Origin of the sequence: Fictibacillus sp. BK138, assembly GCF_004216955.1 — a bacterium.
In the GTDB taxonomy this organism is placed as follows: Bacteria; Bacillota; Bacilli; order Bacillales; family Fictibacillaceae; genus Fictibacillus.
Genome location: NZ_SGXL01000002.1, coordinates 104,655 through 120,334, shown reverse-complemented (window position 1 = coordinate 120,334; position 15,680 = coordinate 104,655). Strand labels below are relative to the sequence as shown.

At 41.2% G+C, this 15,680-nt stretch carries 14 protein-coding genes; 12 read left to right on the top strand and 2 right to left on the bottom strand.

The window, feature by feature from the left end; translation table 11 throughout:
• The first annotated feature begins 25 nt into the window (after positions 1-25).
• The 9 genes from EV282_RS20400 (at position 26) to EV282_RS17310 (ending at position 9,767) form a co-directional block, all read left to right on the top strand.
• Positions 26-196 (top strand): hypothetical protein, encoded by a 171-nt coding sequence (locus EV282_RS20400; RefSeq protein ID WP_165389523.1) that lies wholly within the window; start codon positions 26-28, stop codon positions 194-196.
• A 133-nt stretch (positions 197-329) separates the two neighbouring features.
• A complete protein-coding gene (locus EV282_RS17345; protein WP_077364910.1) occupies positions 330-1,091 on the top strand; it encodes a threonine/serine exporter family protein in 762 nt (253 codons plus the stop codon).
• A 15-nt stretch (positions 1,092-1,106) separates the two neighbouring features.
• Positions 1,107-1,562, top strand: a complete 456-nt coding sequence (locus tag EV282_RS17340; RefSeq protein WP_130297154.1) for a threonine/serine exporter family protein — start codon at positions 1,107-1,109, stop codon at positions 1,560-1,562.
• A 299-nt stretch (positions 1,563-1,861) separates the two neighbouring features.
• Complete coding sequence (locus EV282_RS17335) at positions 1,862-3,364, top strand: alanine/glycine:cation symporter family protein (RefSeq protein ID WP_130297153.1); 1,503 nt, start codon at positions 1,862-1,864, stop codon at positions 3,362-3,364.
• A gap of 121 nt (positions 3,365-3,485) precedes the next feature.
• On the top strand, positions 3,486-4,484 hold the full coding sequence (locus tag EV282_RS17330; protein WP_226537106.1) for a cation diffusion facilitator family transporter: 999 nt from the start codon (positions 3,486-3,488) through the stop codon (positions 4,482-4,484).
• A 137-nt stretch (positions 4,485-4,621) separates the two neighbouring features.
• Complete coding sequence (locus EV282_RS17325) at positions 4,622-6,379, top strand: ABC transporter ATP-binding protein (RefSeq protein WP_130297151.1); 1,758 nt, start codon at positions 4,622-4,624, stop codon at positions 6,377-6,379.
• On the top strand, positions 6,345-8,144 hold the full coding sequence (locus tag EV282_RS17320) for an ABC transporter ATP-binding protein (protein WP_130297150.1): 1,800 nt from the start codon (positions 6,345-6,347) through the stop codon (positions 8,142-8,144). Before EV282_RS17325 ends, EV282_RS17320 begins: the two co-directional genes overlap by 35 nt.
• A 131-nt stretch (positions 8,145-8,275) precedes the next feature.
• The gene (locus EV282_RS17315; RefSeq protein WP_130297149.1) at positions 8,276-9,544 is read left to right on the top strand and encodes an ATP-binding protein; all 1,269 of its coding nucleotides are present in this window, start codon (positions 8,276-8,278) and stop codon (positions 9,542-9,544) included.
• 43 nt (positions 9,545-9,587) lie between these two features.
• Positions 9,588-9,767: a hypothetical protein gene (locus tag EV282_RS17310; RefSeq protein ID WP_130297148.1), complete on the top strand. Its 180-nt coding sequence runs from the start codon at positions 9,588-9,590 to the stop codon at positions 9,765-9,767.
• A gap of 45 nt (positions 9,768-9,812) precedes the next feature.
• On the opposite strand, the gene EV282_RS17305 is transcribed toward EV282_RS17310, so the two are convergent.
• The gene (locus EV282_RS17305; RefSeq protein ID WP_130297147.1) at positions 9,813-10,319 is read right to left on the bottom strand and encodes a GNAT family N-acetyltransferase; all 507 of its coding nucleotides are present in this window, start codon (positions 10,317-10,319) and stop codon (positions 9,813-9,815) included.
• Between the two features lie 275 nt (positions 10,320-10,594).
• On the opposite strand from EV282_RS17305, the gene fni reads away from it, so the two are divergent.
• Positions 10,595-11,635 (top strand): type 2 isopentenyl-diphosphate Delta-isomerase, encoded by a 1,041-nt coding sequence (gene fni, locus EV282_RS17300; protein ID WP_130297146.1) that lies wholly within the window; start codon positions 10,595-10,597, stop codon positions 11,633-11,635.
• 54 nt (positions 11,636-11,689) lie between these two features.
• Here fni and putP read toward each other — a convergent pair whose 3' ends face one another.
• On the bottom strand, positions 11,690-13,168 hold the full coding sequence (putP, locus tag EV282_RS17295; protein WP_130297145.1) for a sodium/proline symporter PutP: 1,479 nt from the start codon (positions 13,166-13,168) through the stop codon (positions 11,690-11,692).
• 71 nt (positions 13,169-13,239) lie between these two features.
• Between putP and EV282_RS17290 the strand changes: the two genes are divergently transcribed.
• Complete coding sequence (locus tag EV282_RS17290) at positions 13,240-13,482, top strand: hypothetical protein (RefSeq protein WP_130297144.1); 243 nt, start codon at positions 13,240-13,242, stop codon at positions 13,480-13,482.
• 102 nt (positions 13,483-13,584) lie between these two features.
• Positions 13,585-15,501, top strand: coding sequence for an ABC-F family ATP-binding cassette domain-containing protein (locus EV282_RS17285; protein WP_130297143.1), 1,917 nt, complete (start codon positions 13,585-13,587; stop codon positions 15,499-15,501).
• The last annotated feature ends 179 nt before the right edge of the window (positions 15,502-15,680 follow it).

Here is a 15,680-nt window from a genome sequence, read left to right as displayed (position 1 = left end):
TATAAAGAAAAAGGAGGAATAAATCATGGTAATTTTAGCAGGTATCATGAGTTTGATTTTCTTGTGCGGCATGATAATAATATTGTCATCATTCCCGATCTCGTTGCATGAAAAAGGTGGTTTTATAAGAAAGAAATCTGAACAAAAAGATCCATTTAGTTATCTATTTGATGTGTATGGTAAATCACACTACTAAATTTATTCTAGTAACATTTGCAAACTTGTTCAACTCCATTGCCCTCTATACTCCAATCAGTTAAACTGTAAAAATATTAATTGTTCGATTTTGGGCAGAATGAATGTAAGTAAGAAATTGGAGAGTATGCTTAATGGAGATGGAAAGACAAGAAACATATGACATAATGGCGGTTTGTTTGCTGGCGGGTAAAATTATGCTGCAAAGCGGAGCGGAAACGTATCGGGTCGAGGATACGATGATGCGCATTGCAGCTTCTTTTGGTGCCCATCAATCTCACCCCTATGTAACGCCGACAGGTATACTTTTTTCAGTTGAAGGGAACGAACCTACGAAAACAAAGCTGATTCGGATTATTGAACGGACAACCGACTTAGAAAAAGTAGCGAGTGTCAACGGAATCTCTCGTAAAATAAGTGCGGGCGAGTACACGATCGAGGAAGCTTATAAAGAATTGAAGAAAATCAGTGAATCTGGTTCTCCTTATTCGCTTTGGGTCCATGTTCTAGCAGCTGCTATTTCATCTGGCTGTTTTTTAATCATGTTCCAAGGAAGCTGGGGGGACTTTTTTCCGGCATTCGTAACGGGAGGGCTAGGATTCCTTTCATTATTATATTTTCATCAGCTCGTACCGATTAAATTTTTCTCGGAATTTTCCGCTTCGCTGCTAATAGGCTTGCAGGCGCTCTTTTTTGTTTCAACTGGAATTGGCGGTGAGCTGGATAAGATCATAATTGGATCAGTGATGCCGCTCGTTCCCGGTCTATTGATCACAAATGCAGTGCGCGACTTGATGGCTGGTCATCTCATATCCGGACTTGCAAAAGGTGCAGACGCCTTCTTAACTGCGTTTGCTATAGGCGCGGGAATCGCCGTCACATTTTCATTCTTTTAGAAAGGAGCGTTCACGATGACGATTATTGAACAGCTAATCACAAGTTTTATCGCGTCGGCGGCTTTTGTTATTATTTTTAATGGACCGAAACGCTCATTATTTCATTGTGGGCTTGTCGGAATGGTCGGCTGGATTTTTTATTTTCTCTTAGAAGCTAACGGGGTGGATATGGTGCTGGCGACAGTGATCGCAGCTTTTTCCATAGCGATCGCCTCGCAATATTTTGCTAAAAAGTATAAAACTCCTGTCATCATATATAGTGTTGCAGGAATTATACCGCTTGTTCCAGGGGGTATTGCCTACAATGCGATGAGAAACTTCGTGCAGAATGATTACAATCTCGCTATTAATTTGGCAGCAAAAGCTTTTATGATATCAGGGTCGATTGCGATAGGACTCGTATTTTCTGAGGTGATTAATCAAATTATCCGGAAATCAAAATTAAAGACTATCGTAAATAAGTCACAGTAAAAAGTACATTTAATAAGATCAAAACCAGCTGAACAGGACAGCTGGTTTTTTGTATGTGCACATTTTCAATTACATTCTACTATAGAAATGGCTGTTATTGGGATTCAACTAGTAACTTGTACGCTACTAAAGATACAAATGTCCATACTGGAAAGAATTTTATCTTGTATTCTCATTTCATTTCATCTCATAATAGAAAATACCTAAGTGATAAACTTGTCACAATTTGTAATCATATACGATTTATCTTATAATTACAAATAGAGTAAATTTTCAGTAAAATATTTAAGGGGGTAAAGATGAAAGAGTTCTTAGCAACAATTCAGACCAACTTTGAAACATTTGTAGGAGAGGCTGTAGGGATCCTTTGGAGTCAGCCGATGATTTATTTTTGTTTAGGTGTCGGGCTATTATTTTCTATTTTAACGAGATTCTTGCAAGTAAGGCACTTCAAAGAAATGATCAAACTTATGTTTGAAGGTAAGAGTTCAAAAGCCGGGGTATCTTCTTTCCAAGCTTTGGCCATTTCCCTTTCTGGTCGTGTAGGTACAGGTAATATCGCGGGTACGGCTACTGCTATCGGATTTGGTGGACCTGGTGCTGTCTTTTGGATGTGGATGATTGCCTTTATCGGGGCAGCGAGTGCGTTCATTGAATCAACACTTGCTCAAGTATATAAAGAGAAGCAAGAAGGTGAGTATCGCGGTGGACCAGCCTATTATATTGAAAAAGGTATTGGCTGGAAGTGGTACGGCATCATCTTTGCTATTTCGGCTTTAGCGGCAATGAGTTTATTGATGCCAGGCATCCAATCAAACTCTATCGCGGCAGGTCTTGAGAACGCATTTAATTTAGACACGAAAATTACTGGAGTTCTTCTTGTTCTATTAATTGGCGCCATCATTTTTGGCGGGGTTAAACGTATCGCGAATGTTGCACAATTCGTCGTTCCTTTTATGGCGATCGGATATGTATTGGTTTCATTAATTATCATCGCAGCAAATATTGGCGAGATTCCTGCAGTATTTGCACTTATTTTCAAAAGTGCTTTTGCGATGGATTCCGCGTTCGGCGGTATTGTAGGGGCAGCAATCTCGTGGGGAGTTAAGCGAGGAATTTATTCCAATGAAGCGGGTCAAGGTACAGGACCTCACCCTGCGGCTGCAGCTGAAGTATCCCATCCGGCGAAACAAGGTCTTGTTCAGGCATTCTCTGTCTACATTGATACTTGGCTGGTTTGTTCAGCAACAGCCTTTATGATTCTTTTTACAGGCATGTACAATGTACAAAATGAAGGTGACAAATCTTTCTTAGTGCAAAATCTGCCTGGTGTTGAAGCAGGACCGGCGTTTACTCAGAATGCCATTGAATCCGTTATTCCAGGTTTCGGTGCAGGTTTTGTCGCGGTATCATTATTCTTCTTTGCATTTACTACGATCATGGCATACTACTATATTGCGGAAACTAACATTGCCTATCTTGTTCGCGGACGCAGCAACAAAGTACCGATGATTATCTTAAAGCTAGTTCTTTTAGGCACTACTTATTATGGAGCAGTAAAAGCTGCAGACTTAGCTTGGGCTCTTGGAGATGTTGGTCTTGGGATCATGGTTTGGCTGAACTTAATCGCCATCTTGATTTTGGCTAAGCCAGCTCTGCGCGTTCTGAAAGATTATGAGGAACAAAAGAAAGCGGGACTTGATCCGGTGTTTGATTCCACCAAGCTCGGTATAAAGAATGCTGAGTATTGGGAAGGCGGATATAAGGAATCAAAGGGAGATAAAGAAGAAAAAGTTTCATAATAGTTACTCTTACGACGGGCGGTGTTTTTTACGGCCCGTTTTTTTATGTGGTTTAAGTTTAAATTCTTGTATTTTCAGGAATTCTTATAAAAAGACATATAACAGGAGTGGAGGCAGACCTTTGATTGAACTACTTAAAAAAGGAAACAAATCGTCCGGAATTGCCGCATTAGGAAACACGGTACTCGCTATAGCTAAAGGTATTGCAGCCGCAGTCAGTGGAAGTGGCGCGATGTTTGCGACGACACTTCACTCGGCAGCAGATGCTTTGAACCAGGCGTTTGTTTTTTTCGGAAGTGCCCTTTCGGAAAAAGAACCTACTGATAAATACCCAGCGGGATTTGGCCGTGTTGTGAACTTATTCGTTTTAGTCGCTGTAATTGTTGTTTCGATCATGGCTTATGAAACTATTTTAAAGGGATGGAAGCTGATACAAGACCCGCATCCTTCAACAAATTTATTGCTGAACATCGGAATTATGATTTTAGCCATTTTAGTCGACGGTTTTATTTTGATCAAGGCGATGAAAGAGATCGTGCATGAGACAAGAAGCGAAGCAACAGGTCTAGGGATAGTGAAAGAGTCATTTAAGAATGTAAGCTTGGCTGCACCACCGACACGTCTTGTTTTTTATGAAGATCTGATTGCAACTTCGGGTGCTTTATTAGCACTTATTTCAATCCTTCTTGCAGACCTGACAGGTGCTTATATTCTGGATGGAATCGGGACACTGTTGATCGGTATTCTTCTTGTGGTGGTCGCGTTCAAACTCGGTATTGAAAACACAAGAGGTCTGATTGGTGTTGCAGCACCAAAGGTAGTAGAGGACAGAATTGCTGAAACGATTCTTTCTGATAAAGATGTAGTGGATATTAAGGAACTAAGAATTCTTCAAGAGGGAAGAAGATATCATGTTGAGAGCTATATCGAACTAAAAGAAGGATTTACATTGGCAGATGCTGATGATATCAAGTTCCGCGTGCGGGATACACTGTTAGAAGATCCTGACATTGGCGATGTGACGATGGGAATCTTGGAAACTGACCATGTGAAAACGTGGCCGAAAGAAGCGGATATTGAAGTGAACGGACATGAAGATGATACTGAAAAAACTCGCTAAGCTTCTATAGCGGGTTTTTTCTTTAGCAAAAAAATAGGATAAGAAGTCGAAATAGTTAAATATTTTCAAGAAAAAGGATAGAATAATAGTAGATTGTTAAGTTCGTTAAACATCTAGGGAGTACGGGGGATAAATCTATGTGGAAAGTATTTTCTTATTTAAAGACTTACCGGGTGGCGATAGCGGCTGCTCTATTCCTGACGCTTTCTGAACTGGCAGTAGAGCTTATGCAACCTTTAATCATGGCTAAGATCATTGATGATGGAATTTTGAAAGGTGATCTAGATGTTGTGAAGTACTGGGGTGCGGTGATGTTCGGGCTTGCTCTTGCTGCTTTTGCTGCTGGGATCGCAAATTCCTTTTTCTCTGCGCATGTCAGTCAGAGTTACGGGTTTGATATCAGGCGACGTGTTTTTGAAAAGGTTCAGGCTTTTTCGTTCGTTAATTTTAATAAATTTCCGGCATCTTCATTGATTACAAGGATGACTCATGATGTCACACAGCTTCAGAATACAGTTTTTATGAGCTTAAGGATTATGTTAAGAGCACCATTGCTTTTGGCAGGCGGGGTAATTATGTCGCTCATCGTCAATTGGAAGCTTGCGATGGTATTGGTAGTAGCACTTCCTTTTCTGCTTTTTTTCTTAAGATGGGTGCTTCAAACTGCAGGGACGATGTTTCGAGATGTCCAGGACAGACTTGATGGTGTGAACCGTGTAATGCGTGAAAATCTGATGGGGATGCGGCTGATCAAAGCCTTTTTACGAAGAGATTATGAATCATCACGATTTGAGAAAGCAAGTGATGATCTTAAAGTTCAGACGGTATCATCACTGCGTCTTATTGAAGTTTCTATTCCTGTTTTGCTCTTGGTTATGAATATCGGAATTCTAGCTATTCTTTGGTTTGGTAGCAGGCAGGTGAATCTAGGTGCGATCGAAGTAGGTGAAGTGGTCGCGATTGTGAACTATTCTTTTCGGATCTCATCTGTTTTAACAATTATCTCATTTATTATCATGGCGTTTTCCCGCGCAAAGGCTTCCGCTCAGCGTATAGGAGAGGTGCTAGATACAGAGATCGATCTTATTGAAGCAGAAGGAACGGATCAATCGATAAATCTTCAAAAAGGCCATGTTGAGTTTAAGGATGTTTCTTTTAAATATCCAGAGAGCGATGCATTCGTATTGCAGAATCTTTCTTTTTCAGTAAAAGCTGGCGAGACGTTAGCGATTCTTGGCTCGACAGGATCAGGTAAAACATCACTATTTCAGCTCATCCCGCGATTATATGATGTAACAGACGGGGAAGTACTTGTCGATGGCAGAAACGTAAAGGCGTATCCCATTGACAATCTTCGAAAAGGAATAGGGGTTGTTCCTCAGGAAGCTGTTTTATTTACTGGCTCGGTACTTGAGAATATCGGCTGGGGCAAAGAAGGAGCGCCTGAAGAGGAGAGCGTTCAGGCGGCAAAAGATGCACAAATACATGAGACAGTTGAGAAACTGCCGGATCAATATGAAACACGGGTCGGACAGCGGGGTGTGAACCTTTCTGGTGGTCAAAAACAGCGTTTGTCCATAGCGCGTGCATTAGTTAGAAAACCGAAAATATTAATGCTTGATGACAGTACGAGTGCACTGGATCTGAAAACAGAAGCAAAGCTTTTAAAAGCTTTAAGGAAATATTCCTGCACAACATTTATCATTACACAAAAAATCAGTACGGCGATGGAAGCCGACCACATCTTGCTATTGGATGATGGCCGAGCAGAAGCTTGGGGAACGCACACCGAGCTTCTTGAAACATCGCCGCTGTACGTGAAGATCGTACAATCACAGTTTGGGGAGGAGGGTTTCCAGCATGTCAAAGGGTTCAAACAGACCTCATCCACATAATCATTTGTTCGGAGAAAAAGTAAAACCGAAAAATTGGGCTAGTACGGTAAAACGTATCGGAAGCTATTTTTCGAATCAAAAATGGCTATTAAGCTTGGTTTTGCTCATGGTCATCATCAGTTCCGCATTAAGCTTGCTTGGTCCATTTCTGATCGGGATCGCGATCGATTCCTATATCGTTAAGGAAAATGCAGAAGGTCTTACGAAGCTGTTAATCGGCCTGATCTTTGTCTTTATTGGACACTCATTGTCGATCTGGCTTCAGAACTATTGGATGATCGGAATTGCTCAGCAGACGGTGTATCGCATGCGCAACGATCTGTTTGAGCAGTTTCACAGACTTTCGATTTCCTTTTTTGATAAAAGGCAGCACGGGGAACTGATGAGCCGAGTAACCAACGATATTGAGAATGTCAGTTCCACGCTGAACAGTTCTTTTATCCAAGTGTTCTCTAGTATTCTGACGCTTGTAGGTACGATTGCTGTCATGATCTATTTAAGTCCGCTGCTGACTATTATTTCTCTTTCCATCGTACCGCTTATGGTCTTTGGACTGAAATGGATCACGAAAAGAACGGGTGCAAGGTTTAAAGAACAGCAAAGAAACCTTGGTGAAATCAACGGTTATATAGAAGAAATCACCTCTGGCCAGCGTATTGTTAAATCTTTTTCGCAGGAAAAGAGAGTTATAGAAGAATTCATGGTAAAAAATGAACGTCTGAAAGAATCTGGCTATTGGGCACAAACTTTCTCAGGGTTTATTCCAAAGCTCATGAACGTACTGAATAACGGCAGCTTTGCATTAATAGCGGGTGTCGGCGGTGTGCTGGCATTGAACGGCAAAGTTTCGATCGGGGTTATCGTAATCTTTGTGGAGTATTCAAGACAATTCACGAGACCATTAAATGATCTGGCCAATCAGTTTAATACACTCCTTTCTGCTGTTGCCGGTGCGGAGAGAGTATTTGAAATTTTAGATGAGTCGAGAGAAGAAAGAGATGAAGAAGATGCGATCGAACTTTCATCCGTTAAAGGAAAAGTGGAATTCAAAGATGTTTCATTTTCGTATGAAGGTGACGACCAAACTGTATCGGGTCTTAGTTTTTCGGTAAAAGAAGGTGAAACGGTCGCACTAGTGGGACCTACAGGAGCAGGAAAGACAACCGTTGTGAATCTGCTGTCACGCTTTTATGATGCAGATCAAGGGCAGATCTTAATCGATGGTCATGATATTAAGAACGTAAAAAGAAGCAGTCTAAGAAGTCATATGGCTTTTGTGCTGCAAGACTCTTTCTTGTTTGAAGGTTCTATCTTCGAAAACATCCGTTATGGAAGGCTAGATGCTTCCGATGAAGAAGTCATTAAAGCTGCAAGACTTGCAAATGCCCATTCATTTATTCAAAAGCTTCCAAAGGGTTACAAGACGATTTTAAATCAGGAAGGAAGCGGAATCAGCCAAGGGCAGAAACAGCTGTTATCCATAGCGCGTGCCATTTTGGCAGACCCTTCCCTTTTGATATTAGATGAGGCGACCAGCAGTATCGACACGATAACGGAGATGAAGATTCAAGAAGCTTTGCAGAGATTGATGAAGGGCAGAACCAGCTTTGTTATTGCCCATCGATTAAATACGATTCAGCAAGCTGATCAGATTCTAGTTCTTCATGATGGCGGCATCCTGGAAAAAGGAACTCATGAGGAATTGTTAAATCATAAAGGGTTTTACCATTCTTTATATAACAGTCAGTTGAAACAAGAAGCTTAGTGCTATTGAAATTAAAACTTTTGTCTTATGGAAACGATGCTTTTGTCATATTATCAGGGCGATTCTTGCAGGAATCTCCCTTTTTTTGTCGTAATTATAGTACACAAGCCATTTTGACCAGGGAGTAGAAAATGATCATTGAAAAGCTGCTTTTGCATGTATTGATTGTTATTGCACCAGTACTTAGCTATAGCTTTTTGTTCGAAAGCAGAAAGATAGGAAAATCCCCTTATTTTTTAGGTATTCTATATGGTGCATCTGCTTCACTCTGCATGTATTTTGCCTATTTTGATTCGGGGTTATTTTGGGATTTGCGCTATGTTCCTCTAGTGCTTTCTATTTTTTACGGCGGGCCGATCTCAGGGATTATTACGCTCACTGCTCTTTTAGCAACCAGAACAGTAATGGGCGGAGACACGCTTTACCTAGGTTACATAAGTGCAGCGGTAGCATGTACGGTTCCTTTTATTCTTTATAAATATTTCTGGAGATTTCCTCCGCGAAAAAGAATTTACATGTCCATCATAGCTGGGTTATGGCCAGCTATTGTACAGTTATTGATTCTTTTAAGCTACCTGTACATGAATGATGATGTTCTACAGGTTAACCAAGATATTTATTTATACATAGCTGTTTTCGGTATTATTCAAATTTTAGCTGTTGTTTTTGGCTCTATCTTAAATGAGGCTGTCATAGAGAGAAACTTAATGAAAGATGAGATTCGGCGTTCTGAGAAACAGCATACATTGGGGGAACTGGCGGCTTCTATTGCACATGAAGTCCGTAACCCATTGACTGTAGTAAAAGGTTTTCTTCAGCTTATGGAAGGTGAGGATGAACGGCATAAACATTACTATCCATTAATTTTAAGTGAATTAAGCAGAGCAGAAAGTATTATAAGTGATTACTTGAACTTCGCTAAACCGGAGTTTAAAAAGATCGAAACTTTTTCAATAGCTGAATTAGTAACGGAACTAAGTATTTTGTTGAATCCATATGCTTTAAAAGATGGTATAACGCTTACTCATTTGATTGAATCAGATGCGATGATCATGACAGACCGTAATCAGTTAAAACAGGCACTGATCAATATCTTAAAGAATGCTGTTGAGGCAACTCCGAAAGAGGGGCGTGTATCTATAAAGCTAATCCCTGACGGTGAACAAGTGAAGATTATCGTGAGAGATACAGGAAAAGGGATGACTAAAGAACAGCTGTCCCGTATCGGCTCTCTGTTTTTTTCAACAAAGCAGCAAGGAACTGGGTTAGGAACGATGGTATCCATTCGTATCATCGAATCAATGGGCGGCAAAGTAGAGTATACAAGCAAGATTGGCAAAGGTACGAAGGTTAGTGTCTTGCTTCCTTTGATCAGTTCGTTTGAAGAAGAGACGGTTTAAAAAATGCTATAAAGGGGAAAATGCTGAAAAGAGGTGAAGCAGCATGGACAACTTTATGGGAGATATTTTTCGTTTTTTAGGCGGCTTCTTAAACGTCAGCTTATTGTTAGTAATTATTATTGTTATACTAATCGTGCGTCAGACTAAAAAGAAAAAGCCGAAAAATCAAGAAGAAGACTATCTCGAACACAATAATGATCATTCAAATGATACAAATAAGTAAAGAAAGCCTGCATAGCGTTTGCAGGCTTTTTTAGTGCGTTTAAGATTATTTAAGGAAAAGGACCATTAGTTCTTCATCATAAAATGTTTCATCTACTCGAAGCGCCTTTTCTTCTTTTCCGTATGTCGTAAAACCTAGTGAGCTGTAGAGTCCTTTTGCTCTATCATTGCTGGAGACAACTGTTAAGTTAAGTTTCAATATTTCGGGAATCTGTTTTGCATGACTGATCACAGCTGTCACGAGAGCTTTACCGGCACCTGACCGGCGGTGTTCGGGTTTCACATACATGGCGAAAATGTGAGCACGGTGCTTCATTTTTTCGATTTTGTCTTGGACTAGTGTAACGGCACCCATTAGGGTATTCTCCTGAAATGCTCCGAAAGTAAAATCACCGTCTCCTTTAAGCCTGTTGGCAACCTCTTCAATTGGATTTTTACGCTCAAGAGCTTCTTCATAACTTGTAGCAAAAGCTTCAGGATGATTTTTTAATGCCTCAAGGCGCATTTCCCAGTAGGCTTCAGCATCATCTGGTGTGAGCAGGCGGATCTCCATACAAATAACCCCCAATAATTGTTTTAATTGGTAGTTTAACACAATTATCAAACTCAGTGCTATTTGAATTTAGATTTTTGAAGGCTGAAAAATGATATGCCTTAGTTTGGTGGATTGAAATGGAGCATACCTAACGGGTGTTTACTCGTTATTGGAGCGGGAAATAAATTGTTGGGGGTCAGTCCCCCTAGCGTGAGCTGTTTAGAAGATGTAAAGTGTAATGGTGTGGTTTTTGCGGAAAGATAGAAATAACAGCAAGAAGGGAGGATTTAAACATGGATCAACCTAAAGATCTCACAGAGAAACGGAAAACAGAGCATATTAGGATCAGTCTCCATGAAGATGTTGAGGGGAAAAACATTACAACGGGTTTAGAGAACTATCGATTTGTACCAAATGCTTTGCCCGAAATATCTTTTGAGGATGTAGCTCTTTCTGGTTCTTTTTTAGGGAAATCGATGAAGACTCCCTTTTTGATCAGTTCGATGACTGGCGGTACGGAAACGGCGCTTAAGATAAATCAGAACTTGGCTATTGCGGCACAGGAGAGAGGCTGGGCGATTGGTCTTGGGTCTATGAGAGCGGCAGTGGAGAAAGAAGAGCTTGCTTACACTTTTCAAATTAGAAGATGGGCTCCTGACATCCCTGTTATTGCAAACATCGGTGCTGTACAACTGAATTACGGATTTGGGCTTGAGGAGTGTAAACGAGCGGTTGAGATCGCTGAAGCGGATGCTCTCGTTCTTCATTTAAATACGCTGCAGGAAGTGTTCCAGCCAGAAGGGGATACGGATTTCTCTCATTTATTAAGTAAAATCGAAAAACTTGTTTCAGAAATGCCTGTTCCGGTTGGAGTAAAAGAAGTGGGCATGGGTATTGATAACGACACTGCTGAGAGACTGATTGCAGCGGGCGTCCAGTTTATTGATGTCGCTGGAGCTGGCGGAACATCTTGGGTACAAGTTGAAAGCTATCGTTCAGAAGATGCAGCAAGGAAAAAGGCTGCTGAAGCATTTCTGGATTGGGGTCTTCCGACATCTGAGAGTATAAATGGTGTGAGGGAAGTATCCCAAAAGATACCCGTTATCGCGAGCGGTGGCCTTAAACATGGGGTTGATGCAGCGAAATCATTAGCCCTAGGTGCCGACATAGCTGGGTTTGGCCGCAGCTTGCTTCAGTCAGCGGTTGAAAAAGATGCTGAAGCTTTGATTTTACAAATGGACCGGATTGAATTTGAACTTAGAACTGCTATGTTTGGAATTGGTGCTCTGAACATTGATGAACTTAAAACTACAAAACGCTTGTTGAAAAAGTGAAAAAGCCATAAGAAAAAGCGCTCCTGAAAAGCAGGAGCGCTTTTTTACTTTTTATTAAGTTGTTTTGTTATCTAATGTTTCTTCCATGTCTTCGAATTGATTCTGAACTTTTGAAGACGGATCTTTCGTGACTAAGCTGACAAGAATGACAGCCAGCATACTTAAGAAGAATCCAGGAATCATTTCATAAACTTCAGCTTTCAAGTCTGGGAACTGAACCCATGTCAATACGGTAACTGCACCAACGATGATACCTGCTAATGCACCCCATTTTGTCATGCGTTTCCAGAAGAGGCTCAACAAGATTAATGGACCAAATGCTGAACCGAATCCTGCCCATGCATAACCTACAAGGCTTAGGATTGTTTCGTTCGGGCTTAATGAAAGCAATACTGCGACAACAGCAACTGTTAATACAGCAAGTCTTCCGATTAATACAAGCTCTTTATCAGATGCATTCTTCTTTAAGAACTGCTTGTAAAAGTCTTCTGTTACTGCTGATGACGTTACGAGCAGCTGAGATGAGATTGTACTCATGATGGCTGCTAGAATAGCTGCTAATAAGAATCCAGTAATGAACGGGTGGAACAATACATTAGCAAATACGATAAACACTGTTTCTGGGTCTTTAAGAGTTCTTGCTGATTGTTCAAACCATGCGATACCGATGAATCCAGTAAACAATGCACCGATAATGGAGATGATCATCCAACCCATACCGATTCGGCGAGCTGCTTTAATTTCTTTTACAGATGTGATGGCCATAAAACGGACAATAATGTGCGGCTGTCCGAAATAACCTAACCCCCATGCTAATAGAGACAATAGACCAAAGAATGATAGTCCTTTTGTTACATTAAGCAATGAAGGATCTACTCCACGTACTGTATCAACCAGTGTTTGAGTGTCTCCAACCTCAGTAAAGGCAACGATTGGCACCAATACAAGAGCGATAAACATGATACATCCTTGTACAAAGTCAGTCCAGCTTACGGCGAGGAATCCGCCAAACAAAGTGTAAGCTACAACAACTCCGACAGTTAACAGCATACCAGTCATGTAATCAAGACCGAATGCACTCTCAAACAGCTTTCCTCCAGATACTAGACCTGCAGAAGCGTATAGAGTAAAGAAGATGATAATAACAATACCTGATACAATACGTAAAATTTTCTGTGTGTCGTTAAAACGGTTTTCAAGATAATCCGGAATGGTGATCGAATCATCTGCTACTTCCGTGTACGTACGCAAACGAGGTGCTACAAGAATATAGTTCAGATAAGCCCCGATTGTTAAACCGACTGCAATCCAAATACTGCTCAACCCATCTGCGAACATAGCACCAGGGAGTCCCATCAGCATCCATCCGCTCATATCAGATGCACCAGCAGATAATGCTGTTACACCAGGACCAAGTCCACGGCCGCCAAGCATGTAGTCAGACAGATCAGACGTTTTTTTGTATGCCCAATAACCAATGTACAGCATACCAATCATGTAAATAATTAAAGAAATAATTACTTCGATTTGCATGTAAAAAAATCTCTCCTTTTCTTTTTTTCATGAAATGGGTCACGTTAGTTTGCTCAACGGATTACAAGTTTATGAAAAAATTGACAGGTTGTATAAAACTAGAGCTTTTTATTTGCAAAAAGAGCTTGCGAGGAGTGACAAAAAAACTTGAAGTCAAAAGCGCGGTGGAAAAACGCATAACAAACATTGCCGGAAAAAATGTTAACCGGCATCAACAACAAGATAAAAGCCAAGCCGAAAAAATCGAAAATAGCGGCATCCGTTTTGAGCAAAAAACGTGCCCACTCCTTTTCAGAACATGTTTATCACTATAACAAAGATTAAGAAAAAACCCAAATCATAACCTAAAGATGCTATTCTGGCGCCGTTAAGCTACAATAGAAAATAAGAATTTTACCTTAAGGAATGATTTTGTTTTGAGTATTTTACTAGTAGAAAATTTATATAAAACATATGGAGAAAAGACTCTCTTTGATAAAATCTCTTTTTCCATTGGCGAAAAACAAAGAATCGGGCTGATCGGTCCGAACGGAACGGGAAAGTCCTCTCTGTTGAAAGCTTTGTCAGGATTAGACCCTGCTGAACAGGGCAGCATCACCCACGCCAATCAGTTTCAGATCGAATACGTAGCCCAGGAGCCGGAGCTGGACGAAGAACTTTCCGTTTTGGAACAGATCTATTATGGCGATTCCACCATCATGCGTACCATGCGAGACTATGAGCAAGCTCTGCTGGATCTTGAAGCAGATCCTGCAAATGAGAAAAAGCTGCAGCGCTTAATGAATGGTCAGCAAAAAATGGACGAGCAAGAAGCTTGGGAAGCAAACACTGTCGCAAAGACGGTTCTTACAAAGCTCGGTCTGCGCGATTTTTCACGTAAAGTGAAATTCTTAAGCGGCGGACAGAAAAAGCGTGTTGCGATCGCAAAAGCGTTGATCCAGCCAGCTGACCTTTTGATTCTGGATGAGCCGACAAACCATCTTGATAATGAAACGGTTGAATGGCTGGAAACATTTCTCGCTGGGTATAAAGGCTCACTTTTAATGGTTACCCATGATCGTTATTTCCTAAACCGCGTAACGAATCATATATTTGAGCTTGATAACGGAAAACTCTATGTTTACGAAGGAAATTACGAAACGTATCTAGAGAAAAAGGCAGAGCGGGAAGAGCTCGTCCTGCAGAATGAAGATAAACGCCAAAACACGCTGAGACGCGAATTGGCCTGGCTGCGCCGCGGTGCAAAAGCGCGTACGACGAAGCAAAAAGCCCGTATTCAAAGGGTAGAAAGTCTTCAGGAGGAAACAGGTCCGGCTGCAAAAGGTTCTGTTGAATTTGCAATCGGATCACAGCGTCTTGGCAAAAAAGTAATCGAGGTAGAAGGATTGTCCAAAAGTCTTGATGACAAGAAGCTGATTGATGGGTTGGACTATTTGATTGTTCCTGGTGAGCGTCTTGGGATCATCGGGCCAAATGGAAGCGGAAAAACAACTCTGCTGAACATGCTTGCAGGCAGAATGACTCCTGACTCTGGTTCTGTTGAAGTCGGAGAAACTGTTAAAATCGGTTATTACACGCAGGATCACGATGAACTCGATGGCAACCTTCGTGTGGTCGATTATGTCAAAGAGACGGCACAAGTGATCACTACAGTGGATGGCCAGACGATCACAGCTGAACAGATGCTGGAAAGATTCCTCTTCCCGCGTTATATGCAATATACGTACATTCGCAAACTTTCTGGTGGAGAGAAGCGAAGATTATATATGCTGAAGGTCTTGATGGAAGAGCCGAACGTTCTATTTTTGGATGAGCCAACGAATGACTTAGATATTCAAACGCTCAGTATTTTAGAAGAGTATCTCGATAACTTCCCAGGTGTTGTATTAACTGTTTCACATGATCGTTATTTCTTAGATCGTGTAGTGGATCATCTGCTTGCATTTGAAGGGGAGGGCAGGGTCGTCAGGTTCCAGGGCAGTTACTCCGATTATATGGAAGAGAAAAAAGAACGCGACGAGCTTGCGGCTTCTGTTAAGAAGGAAGCCGAGGCTGTCACGGCCGAGGCGGCAGATGGCAGCAGCCAGCCCCGAAAAGAAAAGCGGAAAAAGCTATCTTATAAAGAACAGCAGGAATGGGACACGATTGAAGACCGGATCATGGCGCATGAAGAGAAAAAAGAGCAGATTGAAGCTGAAATCGTTGCAGCAGGCAGCGATTTTGGACGGATCAGCGAGCTGTATGCAGAACAGAAAAAAGTAGAGACAGAGCTCGAAACGACGATGGAACGGTGGGAAGAGCTGTCACTGCTGGTGGAAAAACTGGAGAATTAAATGAGAAACACCTCTTGCGGCTGGCAAGAGGTGTTTTTTTGAGAAGTGAAAGAAGCGCTATGTCAGATTTTGTCGAGAGACCTATATTTTTAAAAAAAGACTTAATCGGCCTTAGAAAAGACTTAATTTTTCTGATTTAGACCTAATTAACTTTCATTTAGACCTTATTATTGAAATTT